The following is a 15,421-nucleotide window of genomic DNA, read 5'->3' on the forward strand; positions in this document are numbered from 1 at the left end:
GAAAGGCTATTAATCATGCGCACCTGAAGGTGCGCTTTTTTCGTCTTGGAGTAATCTCAATTCGGGCTTACAAAAGAAAAAGCCCTCCGAAGAGGACTTTAGTTTCAATTAACGAAGTAATTGTAGTACAGCTTGTGGCTGTTGGTTAGCTTGAGCAAGCATTGCTTGAGAAGCTTGAGTCAAGATGTTGTTCTTTGTGAACTCCATCATTTCTTTCGCCATGTCAACGTCACGAACACGTGATTCTGCTGCTGTTAAGTTTTCAGCAGCTGATCCTAAGTTGTTAGTAGTATGCTCTAAACGATTTTGGTATGCACCTAGTGTTGAACGGCCGATTGATACTGCCTTGATTTTAGCATCAATAGTTGCGATTAGATTAGTAGCATTCTCAGAAGCTGATGTAGTTACTGCACCTGATCCAGATCCAGTGCTGCTATCAGTTACTTTTAGTGAACCACTTCCACTAGCAGCAAATTCGATATCAGTTAAATTAATACCATTAGTGCTTAAGTCAAGAGACATCATTTGATTAGCATCTGCACCGTTTTGGATTTTGAGTGCATAAGTTGTTACCGCCCCACTACCACTTCCTGTAGAAGCTGTTCCTGCTTGACCACCTAATAATGAAATCCCATTAAATTTAGTAGTATCTTTAATGTTCTTGATTTCACCATTTAATTCGTTTAATTCACTTTCAATTGCCGTTCTTTCATCATCGCCATTAGTGTCGTTCGATGCTTGAACAGCCAGTTCACGCATACGTTGTAAAATTTCGTGTACTTCTGATAATGCACCGTCAGCAGTTTGAATTAGAGACACGCCATCTTGAGCATTACGTTGAGCTTGCTCTAAACCACGAATTTGGTTACGCATTTTTTCAGAGATTGAAAGACCTGCTGCGTCATCTGCACCTTTGTTGATACGTTGACCAGAAGATAATTTCTCCATTGAATTTTGTGCTGCACCAGATACTTGGCCCATTTGGCGGTGTGTGTTTAAAGCTGATAAGTTGTTATTGATAATCATGTGTACTACCTCCGTGTAGTTGTAATGTTAGAGCGTGACATCCTTGTCAATTGCCCTACATTATAATTATCGGAGAAGGTAAAAAATACTTTAGCATTTTTCACTATTTATTTTCCATAATTTTTTGAAACTGTTTGAATGAATCTTTGGCACTCTGATTTTCCAGTGTGATTTCTTCATAAACTTCTTTTCGGTAGATTCCTATGTCCCCTGGTGCTTTAATTCCTATTTTGATTGAATCTCCATTGATAGAAGTGACAATGACCTCAATGTCTTCGGCAATGATAATAGACTCTCCCACTTTTCTATTTAATATCAGCATGGTTTATTTCCTTGTCAGAATAAGATTTTAAAGGATGTTTAATCGATTCATGGTGATCATTTCGAATCCATTGATAGCCGAGTGACTCTTTTAAATTGATAATGATAGGCGCTCTCAGGTTAACTGTAGAGTGCTCAAAAGGCTCTTGAACCGTAACTATACAGAAAATTACTACATCAGCTGTGTCTACGATATTCATTTTTTCAAGTATTTCTTCAGGTAGCTTTACTTCGTACGATTTTTTTATATGAAATGGATCCACTAATAGAAGCCCTACACCTTCTTCTGAAGACAGTTCATAGAACAGTTGTTGCTCAAGGTGGATCAATTCTTTTAATGTATACTGAAAGATAGTTTTAAAGCCAGGAAGTGGAGTAATAAATTTGATTGATCGGTTTATCATCTAGGTTCTCCTCGTTTTTTCGGCTAAAAAATATAGTTCTTCTGAAGTTTCTTTACTATGAAGGAGAAATTGATTCAGAATATCAACTACAATCTCAGCTTTCACTATAGGATCTTTTTGATATTCTAGCTTTTTGAATCCTTCTTCTAAAGCATGTCTTGAAGTTCGAATTACGGAATGTACAAAGTGAAAATAAAATTTATTCTTCTCAATCTCTGTCAAATTTTTATCTATTTTAACATATAATTTGTTCATTTCTTCCCATGAGAGATTTTTATAATTTTTTTCTATTTGGTTTGAGATTTTGCCTAATTTATCAAGGAGTATAATCAATTTCATGTAATGACCTTTTAAATTTGACTGACGGTTTAAAATAGTAGATTCATCTAACTCTCTACGTTTTTTCACAAAGGCTACTTCATTCCTTGTTTTCAACTGTGGCAAAATTTCACTCAATTGAGTAAATTCAGCACCATCAATTTTTGCACCATGGAGGGTCGTATTGATAACTTCCACTTGAGTTTTTGTCAGATGAATGTGATGCTCTAGACTATTTTTCATTCTTATGAAAAGTTCATTTGTGAAAATATCTTGTCCATCTACATTCTTAATTTTAACTGCTGATTCCAATTCTCTTTCCGTAAGTGTACTAGAGAAATTGCCATAATGAATACCCGCTGCATAGCGCGAATTCTCAAAGTACGCAAAGTTTTGTCCGACTAGAATAACTTTATTAAATCCCATTTTGCATAAAATTTGATAAGTGATACTTGAAATAGACGGAGCATCCGAGATGATTTCCTCAGGTTTTATGGATGAGATGTAATACTGGGAAATGGTATCTTGACTCGTAATAAAATGAAATTTCTCACCCGGGTATCCTTCTAACGTTTCATATCCAACTGTACTACCAAATATTAAAGGAATCGTTGTAAGTTGATTTTTCTTCAAAGTTTTAAAAACTTCCTGATTCTTAACAGTTGGATCAAATGTGAACGCTGCATCGGGTAATATACCTTCACCCAGTAAAGAATTAATTGCGTTTCCTACGGAAAAAATATAACCTAACTTTTCACGTTGAATGTACTTCAAATTTTCAAATTCAATTTCTAAGGATGGTCCAGCAGCAACTAAAAATGCGGTTTGACCAGTGAACAAGTTTGAAGAGCTCATTATAGGCGGCGAATGCAAAATTTCTTCAAAATTATGCAATACATTTGTTGTCCATCTCTTTTGAAAATGAAGAGTAGTCACCATATTTGACTTCATAATTTTCAAATTTTCTTTCAATTTCTCTAGCAATTCCATTTCTATTGCTTCAAAATCCTGTTTTAAAGATGGCAGAGTATATACAAACGTTTTTGGAAAGTGATTATGAGACAATACAAGCAGTTGTTCAATTATGTAGCTTTCATGCCTCGAATTTGAAAATAATATTAAGTTCTTTAAATCTAGATTTTGGAGTTTCATATTGCTTAAAAATGCGTTTAATTGATTCTCTTCGGGTTCATATAAAGAATATAATAGATGAGGATTTGAACTCAGTATTGAGTTAATATGATAACCTAGCCCTACTCCCAAAAATATAATATGTTCATAATCAGACAAATCTAAATTACTACTAATGATTTCTGCTTCTCTAACAGGATTATATTTGCTGTGAATATACTTTCCATGTTGATTAGTAACGATTTTTAGAGTAGGAAAGCCACTTTTAGTAGTTTCTACTATTGCCTCATTATGATGATCAGTCGTATTTGGCATGGGAGGTGTCCATTTTGGAAATTTATCTTTGAGTATTCTAATATTTTCAATTAAACTCATCACTATTACCCTCAAATATCACATGGTTTTTCAATTTAGTTACTAATTGTACAAAACTATCCTTAACTTCAAAAATGATTATATCTGCTAATAATACTTTATCTTTATGTTCTAAACTAACTGCTAATTCGTTTAGAATTCGTCTAATTGACTCAATTTCATTATCCCAGTTTTCAAAATATGAATTATTACTAATCGAAATACTATTTAAAGCTTTAAGTATATAGTCAAATGCTTCAATTAAATCTGCCAACCTAGTCCAATCAGCTTTACTAGGTGTAAGGTAAAATGCATCACTTAAAGAATCTAATTGTGGAATCGCATTCTCTAAGTATTCCAATAAACTTGTTACTAATTCCTTGTTAAATTCTGTTTTTTTCCTTAAAGTAATTTCTAACAGATTGATTTCATCAAAATGATCTTTAATATATTGACCTATATTAGTTTCAACAGATTGTCCATTAATATAAATCAAGTTGGTAATTAGATTTTCTTTTTCGAGTTCCTTTAAATAGCTTTGCAAATCGGATTTAGTTTTAAATTGTAGCTTATCATTTGAGTGTCCATTAATACGTACATTAATCATAGTGCACCTCCGTTTTTTAATAGATGACCTTTTAATTCTTTTAGATTTTTAAATGAATCCACTTTAAAAACTTGTTACTTTCTAAGTTTTCTTGAACACGTCTTCCTTCACCAAGCATCCAAACCTCCATCAATAATTAAATTTTGCCCCGTCATATAACTCGATGCATCAGAAGCTTAATAAATTAATGCTCCCACCATTTCTTCCGGTTTTGCCATCCTACCTAAAGGAACACGATGACTGTAATTTTTTGAACACTTCATTTTGGCCACTTTCAATTCCAACTGGTGTAATCGTGTTAACTCGGATTCCATCCTGCGCCCAATAAGTAGCCAAATATTTTGTAAACCCAATGACCCCTGCTTTTGATGCAGAGTAAATTCCCGGTGTGTGTATTTCTCGATTTAAATAATATGCCCATTTATATATTATTTGATCTGGACCCATCACCCCATAAATAAAAATGTCTGAATTATTGACCCTCCTACCCCATTACTTATCATATGTTTTCCTACATGTTTTGCCACTAAAAACATTCCATCTAAATTTACACTCATAATTTCTTTCCATTTATCCAAATAATTTGATTTTCCAGCAGCATCATTATGTAAAATGTGTATGCGACCAAAATGATTGGAGACTTCGTCAACCATATTCTGAACTGATATTTCATTTGACAGATCACATTGAAAGGCATGCACTTTATTAGGATGAATTCGTACAAAATCTAGAGCTGTTTCTTTAGCTACATCAAGTTTAATATCTACAACTGCCACATTTGATCCTGCATCTAGTAACCCTTTGCAGAATTGCCTTCCCAGTAGCCCTCCACCATCAGAAATAATAGCTGTCTTCCCATGCAAATGAAATTTTTCAAGATAATTCATCTTAATAAATCTCTTTTCTCTATTAAAAAAGAAACTATTCCAAAATCAAGTTCAGAATCAATATCCTGCAATCTTTCCTTAGGATATTAATATTGTGCCACTTACTTTTTATAGTTTTTATTTGTTTTTATGAAATTAATTAAATCGCTCAGCTCGTTCTTAATCAGAAATTTATTTTCAGTAAGATAATCAAGTATAGTTTCAACTTGTTCTAATTCTCTTAATTCATATGAAGTGGATAGGAAATTATACAGGTTATCGACATATTCCGGGAAATAGCAAAAAGATTTTATAAAGTAATTTAGCGCTCCTCTTTTGTTAGCTTCGTTGTATAGATGGACGCCTTTATCCGCATAAAAGAACGCCTTCGCTCTGATAGTAAGGTTTTCAGCGACCACTTGATTTCCTTTCTTGCTTAGATGGTGATCATCAGGCAATAAATATTCGCTGATATTAGATTTATTAATCAACCTACACATATCAATAAAAAATACTGTTTTATTGTTTTGACTATTTTTCAATACTTTATTGTATTTTACAATTTCATTGTTGATACCAGTATACTTTTTCTCCATCTTCCTAGAAGTAGGGCATATACCCACAATAATGAGACGTGTTGATGCTCGCAAAGAAAGTAATTTAACGATTAATTGCAAATATTCTTCAAATTGCGTCACATCTATTAATTGTTTTCCATTTAAATTTTCTCGGAACCAACAATCTACAATTCCAACTTGAACTACAATAAAATCTGGCTCGTAAAAAAAGAGATGATCAGAAAACTCTTGGTAGATTCCTTGAATGGTTTGTGACCTTCTAGATCTATTAATAATTTCAACAAACGTTTGATCACCAAGGTCTTTTAATAAATCTACGTGCAATAGAGAAGAATACGTCTCACCGTATGTAACGGCCAATTCTGTCTCATCAGGAGAATAACTATTAATTCTATGAGGTCTTGGTAATGCTAAAGAATCTCCAGCTATTAATATCCTCATTAAACCGCTCCATTCATTTTCATATAAATTTTCAATAGTGTAGTATTAAAATATTAAACCACTTAAAACAGACTGAATATTACGATATATAATTTTGCCACAAAAAAAATCCTCTATAATGAATTCGGAAAGTAAACTATCCAAATCCAAAATAAAGGACAATCGCATGGATAAGTTTACAGGAAAAACATCATTTGAACAATGGTACTTACCGATTTCTTCAACAAAATCTTGAAGAACTGAATGAGACCTATCAGTTAAATCACTATACAAAGAAGTTGCACGTCGATTGATTTTTGAAACCTCTTGTATTCGTCCAACTCAATGAAACTGAGAGCCTTGGGGCTCTCAGCGACACACTCTTCTCTGATGACCTTTAACGAGCAGCGGGTATAGAGTCGATCAGTTTTTTTGCAGTCGGGACGCCGGATAAAAGAAAACTGAATTTTCTTTATTTACGCTACACTAGTGTAAGAAAATAACTTAATTAAAATGCAAGATTAACTTTGGATAAATATCATTTTGCTATAAACCTCTTCAGTAATCTTTTTATGACTGCTAATGCTTAGTAATTTTTCTTTTTGATCTCCATATAAAAAAGCTTTAACTTGATTGTAAAGCCCAGGTTTAAAATCCATATCTAAACTATCATCAATATCTACTTTTTCAACTTGGTTAGACCCAATATTTTGCACATGGAGTTGTTCCATCGGCCTGAAGATTAGTCTTCTCTTTTTAGTCATTATTTCTATTCCCCATCTACCAGCTGATTCCCAATTCGAATGATAAGAAAATAAAGCACCTTTATTGGTACTACCACTTCCCACAAATGTTGAAGCTATTGGATGCCAGTCTAAATTCCCTTCACCACTATTTAAAGGACTTAAATTAACAGGAAATCCTCCCAGAAAAAATGCAAGGTCTACAACGTGAGTTGAATTGGCAAAAAACCATTGCTCTTTAACTGTTTTAGGTTTATTTAAATCTTTTATAATATGACTCCACTCAGTAAATTCAAAATGAAATGAACTAACACCGTTATCTTCTTCAATAATACTTCTTGCTTTATCTACTGAACTGTAGAATCTACGGTTGTATCCAACAAACATATTAGCCTCTTGTTTTTTTGATTCTATTTCAAGTTCCAGTAGTTCTCTTAAATTTAACCCAGCAGGCTTTTCAACTAATATGTTCTTTACTCCATTTTTTAAGAGTTCCATAGTGACTCTTGCTAGCTCTTCTACGCTGACAGCTACAATTGCATGGGTAGGTTTTTTAGTGCTATTTTCTAGGTATTTTTTAATACCACCAACAATAGGCCTTTTACTTGTTTCCCTCTCAAATTCGTTGGCACTTTTTTCGCCTCTACCTATTACTTCAAAGTTTTCAACTAATTCATTGAGAACTTTAGTATATTCTATAGACATTTTACCAGTACCTACTTGAACAACATTTAAGTTATCAGACATATCTCTACTTCCTCATCTTCCATTTCATTCATATAACCAAAAAAAGTATCAAGAATGTTTAAGTGCATTCTACTTGATTCATCGTATTTTGGTAAATTACATGTTGATTTTTCAAGTAATTGTTGTACAACTATTTGGGTAAGATTACTTTGAAATTGATAGTCAAAATCCACTTTTTCCCAAACCCAGTCATTGCTTTTTTCGGAAATTAAAGCATACTCTTTTTGTTCATCTATCATAATTCTAATATGATTGCTATTTATTTGAATCAATAATGGTGTATCACCATCTTTATATGATGTGATTGAAATTTTATCTCCATATGATGTTTTTCCTATAATTGTTCCAGTGAAATCTATGTAACCTTTTCTTTTACTCTGAACAATTTCTAAATTTTCGGATTCAATAGAAATTATCTCTTTTCTAGTTAAGAATTCAAATAGATCTATAAAATGAATTCCATTACATCCAATACCTAGATTTGACGCTGTTACTGTAAAATCAACATGTGTTATATCTTTAAACTTCTCCGATAAGGATATATATAAGGGCCAAACCCTTCTTGAACAGTTGACCCATGCTTTGATATTATGAGATTTTATTATTTTCCCAACTTGGTCATAGTCTTTGATTGTTTGAAATAAGAACTTTTCTAAAATTAAGTATTTTATTTTCGTAACAGAAATCAATTCTTCTAGAACGCTTCTACGAATGGCTGAATTAGTAGCAATGATACAAATATCAAGTTGTTCCGGAATCAACTTAACATCATTGATATAATTTACTTTGGTTACAAAGCCATTTCTTTGATCATATACTTCTTCAAATCTTTGTTTTGATATAATTAAAGATTCTTCATTTAAATCTAAAACATTTATTTCAATTGAAGTATTTATTTTTGATAATGCTTGCAAATGCCTACTACCTATGTTTCCTGCACCTATAATGGCTACTTGGGGTGTATTCATATATACTCCTTTTAATTATCCTTTTAAGTATCTTATTTAAATAAAAAAGCTTACATTTTAAAAACTTTGAAATCATATTAACTTTAACTTTAGTTTTAATAACTCTAAATCAATAGGCTCATCTATATCTAAATCATATTTTTCATCCATAATATAAGCTAATTTATTATCATTAAAACTAATATTTGCATCAAAACTCTTATCTAATTTATTGATGTAGATTGCCCCGTTTACTTTATAATAATTAGGAAATTCCTGCCTCCTGATGGTGCTCTGGATGTTAAGAAGTGGTTGTAACTGGCCTTCTTCGTTTAAAGTTCTTATCAATATAGGATGTTCTTTAACTTTTGTAACACTAACTAGTGAAGCTGATTCTTCTTTTATTATTGTTTCAATCGCCTCGTCAATATGAAATGCCTGTCTTAGTGGTTGCGTCGGCTGTAAGAGAATAAGATAATCATATATATGTATGCACGGTAAGTTATTTAAAGTATAAATAACTGAGTCAATTGTTCGACTCACATCTGTAGCTAATTTTCCAGGTCTTAAAAAGGGTACTTCCGCTCCACAACGTATTGAAACTTCTGCTATTTCTTTATCATCTGTTGATACTACTATTTTATCTATATACTTTGATTTCATCGCTGCATCAATAGTATATTGAATCAACGGTTTATTATTTACTTCAATGATATTCTTACCTGGAATTCCTTTACTACCACCTCTAGCAGGAATAACAACCAAAAATTTTAATTCATTAAACATAAAGCTTTTCCCCACCAAAATTAAAATCAATAAAGCGTTTTTGTATATTTAAGTTCCAAATTTCAGTCCCTTCTAAAATAGCTAGAAACCTCTCATCACTTTTACCATCTCCAAATTCATGACTGAAGATCCTCATTCCGTTTTGAGATTTGATAGCATCTAAGATATTACTTTTAATTTCTTGCACATGTGTAATATTTTTAGAAGTATTTGCATTATATCTGCCTACTTGTCTATTACCTAAGTCAATGGTTAGTGTTCCATATAATCCTGCTTCCCTTATGCCTGCACTTGAATTTCCAATAATAAACTCACAATGTTTTAATAATGTTAAGAAGTATTCAAATCGCATGGATGGAAATATTTTAAAATTATTAGTATTTAACCTTTTATATTCTTCGAGTATAATGTTACTTCCTTCGTCATTATTAGGAAATATTACAATATAGTTTTTTTGACTTTCTATTATAGCATCAACTAAATTTTTTACATTATGGCATAATCTATCCACTTCAGTTGTCACAGGATGATACATCAAAACAGAAAACTTATCATACATAATTTCATAACGTTCTTTTAAGTCATCTATAGTAGGCAAGTCATTTGACATCATAACATCAATATCTGGAGACCCAATAACAAAAATACTTTCTTCAAGTTCTCCTAATTGTATAATTCGATTTTCCGCTTCAGTATTACTAACTAAATGAATATGTGAAAACTTTGTAATGGCATGCCTTATTGATTCGTCAATTGTACCAGAAACCTCTCCACCCTCTATATGGGCTACTTTGATGTTGTTAAATGCACCGACAATTGCTCCAGCTAAAGCTTCAAGCCTGTCCCCATGTACTACAATTAAATCCGGCTTTAATTCATGAACATAGTTACTTAATCCCATTATCGTATTGCTCAAAGCCATATCCATCTTTGAAGTAGATTGTTGATTTACAAATTGATATATATTTAGAAAACCATCTTTTTCTATTTCTTTCCATGTAGAGCCGTACTTTGAGAGCATATGCATCCCTGTTACAAATATATAAAGGTCCAGATTAGGACTACTATCGACTTTTTTCATCAATGATTTTATTTTTCCATAATCCGCTCTTGTTCCTGTTAAAAAAAGGATTTTCTTCACCTAGAATCCCCCCAGTTATTTAAAATTTAATAGAATAACTTTTTAATTTATAAAATTATTCAGCCATTATATCATTCCAAGAAAGATGTTCATCTGAAGCAATGTTTTTCTTTACTTTTTTACCGAGTAATGAATTATAATGTTCAGCTTTTATTTCACCTTTGCCCGGCCGTTTAACCCATATGTTATCTTTTGATAATATTTCTCCTGCTTCCAAATCAGCGATTGTTACAACAGTAGCAAATGCAAAATCTATCGTAACTTTCTCTTCTAATGCAGCTTCTTTTTTACCGCCTCTCATTTCCGATATTTCTGAACTTGCAGTAATAAGATGACTTAACTCACTTGGATCCATTGAACATGATATATCCGGACCTTGCCGCTCCTTTGAGTCAGTAAAGTGTCTCTCTAAAATAGAAGCTCCAAGAGCTGTTGCTGCTAGAGCAGCATTATTATTGGCCGTATGATCAGAAAGACCAATAACAGCTTGCGGAAAGGATTTTTGTAATTCTTGCATTCCACCAAGCCTTACTAATCGCGGTGGTGTAGGATAAAGATTCGTACAATGTAATAACGCATATTTAATATTATAATTTTCAAGAATCTTTACAGTTTTTTGAATGCTTTCAATATCATTCATACCAGTAGAAACAATCATAGGTTTTCCAAAAGATGCTATGTGTTCAATTAGAGGGTAATTATTACATTCACCAGAACCAATTTTATATGCTAATACACCCATTTTTTCTAAACGATTTGCTGCCGCACGTGAAAACGGGGTACTTATAAAGATCATTTCTTTTGACTCTACGTATTCTTTTAATGCTATTTCATCTTCTTCATTAAGCGCACATCTTTCCATTACTTCATAAATAGATACATTAGTGTTTCCTGGAATAACATTTTTAGCTTCTTTACTCATTTCATCTTCGACAATGTGAGTTTGGTGCTTTATTATTTCTGCTCCTGCTTTGTATGCAGCATCAACCATCTGCTTTGCTACTTCAAGACTACCTTCATGATTAATCCCGATTTCAGCAATTACTAATGTTTTATAATCTTCCCCAACTAATCTTTTACCTATTTTAATAAATGGTTTTTTCATTTTTATGAACCTCCAAATAAATTTTTTAGTACCATTTTCAAAACCACTAGTGCAGCATAAATAAATCATGAAAATTCAGTTTTCTCTAATCCTCTGTAAAATTTATAACGAACAGATTTACCGAAAAAGATAGTCAACATCCATTTTTCTACTATAACCTGTGACATTTGCAGTTTAAGCCTACTTATTCCTTACAGGATTGCCTCTGCTTTGATCTTTCGAATCCAGATATGGGCGGATTTCCATGGTGTAGCCCGTAGCCATCGACCGATCTGCAGGTACCTCCTTGGACTGTTCGTCGCAAGTTGCGCTAGAACATGTAGGCAATAGACGATCATGGCGATGTACACCTGGTTAAGCACAGCCTGTTCGCTCTGTCCGTAGAACTTTTTGATGTTCAGGTGCTGTTTCATCCACTTGAAGAACAGTTCGATCGCCCAACGTGACCTGTATAGTTCCGCTATCTCGTCTGCCTCTATATCAAAGCGATTGGTGATCAACTCTAACGGATTCCCCTTGGAATCCAAGACTCTGATGCGTCGAAATACATTCTCTGCTCGATTTTGCGTCGTACCAATCAAGACCATCTCATCGGACAAGACCGTGGAATCCTCTAGACATTCCAATGGTTGTATCACGCGTGTGACGGCGTTCTTCCGCAGACGTGACACGAAGAAGAACCCACCCCCTCTGTCATCCGGTCGAACTGCTCATAGTCCAGATAGCCACGATTAAAGACGTACATGCATTCTTTATCGTCGACTAGGACTTCCAACTGGCCGCGGTCATGCTCCCTGGCATTGGTGAGCACGGCCTTATCGGGATACGAACAGCCTTTTTCTAAGAAGACCAGGCGCAGATGGAGCTTGACCCCCGATTTAGTCTTTCTAAACTCTGCCCATCGGTGACGATTCAGGTTCAGTGGCAATGTGGTCGAATCGATGATCTTCAGAGGCGTCGTCGCCTTCCGGCGATTTTCGAAGTGGCTCATCTCATGGATCTTCGTAACCAGATCGAGGAACACTTGCTGGAAGACCTCGGTTGGTATCTGATTTAATCGGCGTTCAAACTGCGAAAAACTAATCGACTCTATACCCGCTGCTCGTTGAAGGTCATCAGAGAAGAGTGTGTCGCTGAGAGCCTTAGGCTCTCGATCACATTGAGTTGGACGAATACAAGTAGTTTCAAAAATGGATCGGCGTGCAACTTCTTTGTATAGTGATTTAACTGATAGGTCTCAGCCAATTCTTCAAGTTTTGTTGAAGAAATCGGTAAGTACCATTGTTCAAATGATGTTTTTCCTATAAACTTATCCATGCGATTGTCCTTTATTTTGAATTTGGATGGTTTACTTTCCGAATCCATTATAGAGGATTTTTTTGTAGCAAAATTATATATCGTAATATTCAGTCTGTTTTAAAGCGGTTCAATATTTTAATGCTACACTAGTGCTAAATTATTTCTAAAAAAATAAATCGTTTCAGATAGTCCTTGTTCAAAGCTGTACTCAGGATTCCAATCCGTAAGGCTTTTAATTTTTTCGTTAGATCCAAGAAGACTGTTGACTTCACTGTCTTCTGGTCATAAACGCTGATCATCACATACAATCTTTGCATTCGGATTAATCTGTCTTATCAATTCTTCTGCAAGTTGACCTATTGAGATCTCTTCTTGTGTAGCGATGTTAATTTCCTCACCAATTGTTTTGTCTGATTTAGCAATTTCAATAAATCCTCTAGCAGTATCTTTCATGAAGTTAAAATCTCTCGTAGGTGTTTATGAACCAAGTTCTATTTCTTCTTTCCCTGAAAGTAATTGCGTAATAATAGTTGGAATGACTGCTCGTGCAGATTGACGTGGGCCATATGTATTAAATGGTCTTACTATTGTAATCGGCATATTAAAACTTCGGTAAAACGATTCTGCTAAACGATCAGCTCCAATTTTTGTTGCGGAATAGGGAGACTGACCTTGATAGGGATGATTTTCACCAATTGGGACATATTGGGTAGTCCCCTATACTTCCGAAGTCGATGTAACAAGTAATCTTGAAGTTTCTAAATCCCTTGCCGCTTGAAGAACGTTTAAGATTCCTTTAATATTTGTATCTACATATGTATCAGGGGAATGATAACTAAAGGGAATCGCAATGAGTGCAGCAAGATGATAGACTTCATCCACTCCCTTCATAGTTTCTTTCACCCCATGAGGATCTCTGATATCTCCCATAAAGACATCTAAATCTTGTTTAATATCAACAGGAACAGAATCTAACCACCCCCAAGAATTAAACGAATTATAATAAGCAAATGCTCGTACATCGAATCCTTGACGCACTAATTCTTCGGTCAAATGTGAACCAATGAACCCATCTGCTCCAGTCACAAGAATCTTTTTCATATTAACTCCCTCATTGCTGATAGTTTTATCGAATATACTTCTTGTTTTCTAATTATGCTCAAAAAAATCGAGGTAACCTAACTCTATATTAATTATCGGCCAATGAACAGTTTATCTAATAGGATAATAGTCTAAATTAATTGACTATATTCCAAATAAATATAATTGAAAAAACCCCTCCCAACTGGGAGAGGCAATTTAATTAAAGGAGACCACTTTCCGAAGCTCGGGCATTTTTTCATTCATAATTTTCGAGAATGCCTCCACAATCTTCGGGTCGAATTGGGTACCTGCGTTTTCTTCTATGATGCGAAGTGCATCTTCCGGAGTGCGTTTTCGTTGGTAGACGCGGTTCGTTGTCATCGCGTCATAGGTATCTGCGATGGCCATTATTCGTGCTGGTAATGGAATTTCTTCGCCTCTTAAACCGCTTGGATATCCATTGCCATCATAACGCTCATGATGAAATAAAATTGCATCGCGAATCGTTTGGTTTCGCATAACAGGGGCATGTTGTAATAAGTCCATTCCAAGCTGTGGGTGCTTTTTGATTTCCACATATTCATTAATTGTTAGACTATCTGGCTTGATTAAAATAGAATCCGGTATCGCAATTTTTCCAATGTCATGCAACAACCCTGCTATGTATAGGTTCTGTTGGAACTCCCCGTAGAGATTCATCTCTCTGGCTATCCAAACTGACTTTTCCGCAACGTTGCGGGAATGTTGTGCCGTATATTGGTCACGCATCTGAATCGTTTGTAGCAGCGAGTAAATACTCTTCATCTCCGTCGTTCTGGCTTCTTGTAGGATTTTCAATCCAGACAGAGAGAACACACCCACTAAATTATAAAACACAATCAAAAACGCAAGATACTCCCATCGATGTTCTGTAAAACCAATAGAATATGTAAAATAACGTAGAACAACGAATATATTTGATAATAGAATGATATAAATTTTCTTGCGAAATAATAAACTAAAACCAAATATTAAGAACAAATATAGTTCCGGACCCACATGGTTCGGAATAATAAAATGTTCAAAGAAGAATACAATCGGCGTGGATAAGACAAGTAAGAATGTCAGCAACTCTTTTTTGTCTGCCAAGAACATAACCGAATCCACAATAGGAACGCCATAGCTCGGTGCCGCAATTTTATCTACTTCGATGTCCTTCTTCCATGGTAACGGCGTCATAGGCTTCTCCTTTGGTTGATGTAAAAGCGTTTGTAGGTATTATCGACATTAATTAAACTAAGTTTAGCATTTCAAAAGTTATTTAAACATAGATTTTCAGAAAAATCGGTCTATTTTATTCTAAATATAAGTAAGGTATGCACAACTTTAGACGCGCAAAAAACGACATCTCTAATAAGATGTCGCCTTTGCTAGTAGTACTATAAGATTCAGGTACATGTATAATATCACACGCGTGTTGATTAACCATTTTTTACCATTGAAATAGAAAGAAAAAGAGAGATGCTTCCTGTAAAATGTAAGTTACCACACCAACATTTTCGAAAA

The 15,421-nt window shown here is 34.1% G+C and carries 14 protein-coding genes and 3 pseudogenes; 1 reads left to right on the top strand and 16 read right to left on the bottom strand.

All coding sequences use genetic code 11. The features are described 5' to 3' along the window. Nucleotides 1–108 precede the first annotated feature (108 nt). From ACFO0S_RS06350 to ACFO0S_RS06385, 8 genes are all read right to left on the bottom strand, one after another. Nucleotides 109–1,026, bottom strand: a complete 918-nt coding sequence (locus tag ACFO0S_RS06350; RefSeq protein WP_378140968.1) for a flagellin N-terminal helical domain-containing protein — start codon at nt 1,024–1,026, stop codon at nt 109–111. A gap of 103 nt (nt 1,027–1,129) precedes the next feature. Then, nucleotides 1,130–1,348 carry a carbon storage regulator CsrA gene (csrA, locus tag ACFO0S_RS06355; RefSeq protein WP_378140969.1) on the bottom strand — a complete coding sequence of 73 codons (219 nt, stop codon included), beginning with the start codon at nt 1,346–1,348 and terminating at the stop codon, nt 1,130–1,132. Continuing rightward, a complete protein-coding gene (locus ACFO0S_RS06360) occupies nt 1,332–1,751 on the bottom strand; it encodes a flagellar assembly protein FliW (protein ID WP_378140970.1) in 420 nt (139 codons plus the stop codon). The genes csrA and ACFO0S_RS06360 overlap by 17 nt, the downstream gene beginning before the upstream one ends. Further along, nucleotides 1,752–3,575 carry a motility associated factor glycosyltransferase family protein gene (locus ACFO0S_RS06365; RefSeq protein ID WP_378140971.1) on the bottom strand — a complete coding sequence of 608 codons (1,824 nt, stop codon included), beginning with the start codon at nt 3,573–3,575 and terminating at the stop codon, nt 1,752–1,754. Then, the gene (locus tag ACFO0S_RS06370) at nt 3,562–4,161 is read right to left on the bottom strand and encodes a hypothetical protein (RefSeq protein ID WP_378140972.1); all 600 of its coding nucleotides are present in this window, start codon (nt 4,159–4,161) and stop codon (nt 3,562–3,564) included. Before ACFO0S_RS06370 ends, ACFO0S_RS06365 begins: the two co-directional genes overlap by 14 nt. Before the next feature lie 219 nt (nt 4,162–4,380). Next, nucleotides 4,381–4,608, bottom strand: coding sequence for an SDR family oxidoreductase (locus ACFO0S_RS06375; RefSeq protein WP_378140973.1), 228 nt, complete (start codon nt 4,606–4,608; stop codon nt 4,381–4,383). After that, nucleotides 4,608–5,048, bottom strand: a complete 441-nt coding sequence (locus ACFO0S_RS06380; RefSeq protein WP_378140974.1) for an SDR family NAD(P)-dependent oxidoreductase — start codon at nt 5,046–5,048, stop codon at nt 4,608–4,610. Before ACFO0S_RS06380 ends, ACFO0S_RS06375 begins: the two co-directional genes overlap by 1 nt. A 101-nt stretch (nt 5,049–5,149) precedes the next feature. Beyond that, on the bottom strand, nt 5,150–6,046 hold the full coding sequence (locus ACFO0S_RS06385; protein WP_378140975.1) for an SGNH/GDSL hydrolase family protein: 897 nt from the start codon (nt 6,044–6,046) through the stop codon (nt 5,150–5,152). A gap of 166 nt (nt 6,047–6,212) precedes the next feature. Between ACFO0S_RS06385 and ACFO0S_RS06390 the strand changes: the two are divergent. After that, nucleotides 6,213–6,492: pseudogene (locus tag ACFO0S_RS06390) on the top strand (DUF4372 domain-containing protein); the annotation flags it as partial. Nucleotides 6,493–6,546: 54 nt separating this feature from the next. Here the strand turns inward: ACFO0S_RS06390 and ACFO0S_RS06395 are convergent. The 8 genes and pseudogenes from ACFO0S_RS06395 to ACFO0S_RS06430 form a co-directional block, all read right to left on the bottom strand. Beyond that, on the bottom strand, nt 6,547–7,515 hold the full coding sequence (locus ACFO0S_RS06395) for a Gfo/Idh/MocA family oxidoreductase (RefSeq protein ID WP_378140976.1): 969 nt from the start codon (nt 7,513–7,515) through the stop codon (nt 6,547–6,549). Then, nucleotides 7,500–8,483, bottom strand: coding sequence for a Gfo/Idh/MocA family oxidoreductase (locus ACFO0S_RS06400; RefSeq protein WP_378140977.1), 984 nt, complete (start codon nt 8,481–8,483; stop codon nt 7,500–7,502). Before ACFO0S_RS06400 ends, ACFO0S_RS06395 begins: the two co-directional genes overlap by 16 nt. Nucleotides 8,484–8,555: 72 nt before the next feature. Continuing rightward, nucleotides 8,556–9,248, bottom strand: coding sequence for an acylneuraminate cytidylyltransferase family protein (locus ACFO0S_RS06405; protein ID WP_378140978.1), 693 nt, complete (start codon nt 9,246–9,248; stop codon nt 8,556–8,558). Then, a complete protein-coding gene (gene neuC, locus ACFO0S_RS06410; protein ID WP_378140979.1) occupies nt 9,241–10,389 on the bottom strand; it encodes a UDP-N-acetylglucosamine 2-epimerase in 1,149 nt (382 codons plus the stop codon). The genes ACFO0S_RS06405 and neuC overlap by 8 nt, the downstream gene beginning before the upstream one ends. Before the next feature lie 55 nt (nt 10,390–10,444). After that, complete coding sequence (locus ACFO0S_RS06415) at nt 10,445–11,494, bottom strand: N-acetylneuraminate synthase family protein (protein ID WP_378140980.1); 1,050 nt, start codon at nt 11,492–11,494, stop codon at nt 10,445–10,447. Between the two features lie 191 nt (nt 11,495–11,685). Continuing rightward, nucleotides 11,686–12,811, bottom strand: a pseudogene (locus tag ACFO0S_RS06420) (IS4 family transposase). 123 nt (nt 12,812–12,934) lie between these two features. Next, a pseudogene (locus tag ACFO0S_RS06425) lies at nt 12,935–13,894 on the bottom strand (NAD-dependent 4,6-dehydratase LegB). A 198-nt stretch (nt 13,895–14,092) separates the two neighbouring features. Continuing rightward, nucleotides 14,093–15,094, bottom strand: coding sequence for an HD-GYP domain-containing protein (locus ACFO0S_RS06430; protein ID WP_378140981.1), 1,002 nt, complete (start codon nt 15,092–15,094; stop codon nt 14,093–14,095). Between the last annotated feature and the right edge of the window lie 327 nt (nt 15,095–15,421).

This window comes from Chryseomicrobium palamuruense (genome assembly GCF_042649045.1).
Taxonomy (GTDB): Bacteria; Bacillota; Bacilli; order Bacillales_A; family Planococcaceae; genus Chryseomicrobium; species Chryseomicrobium palamuruense.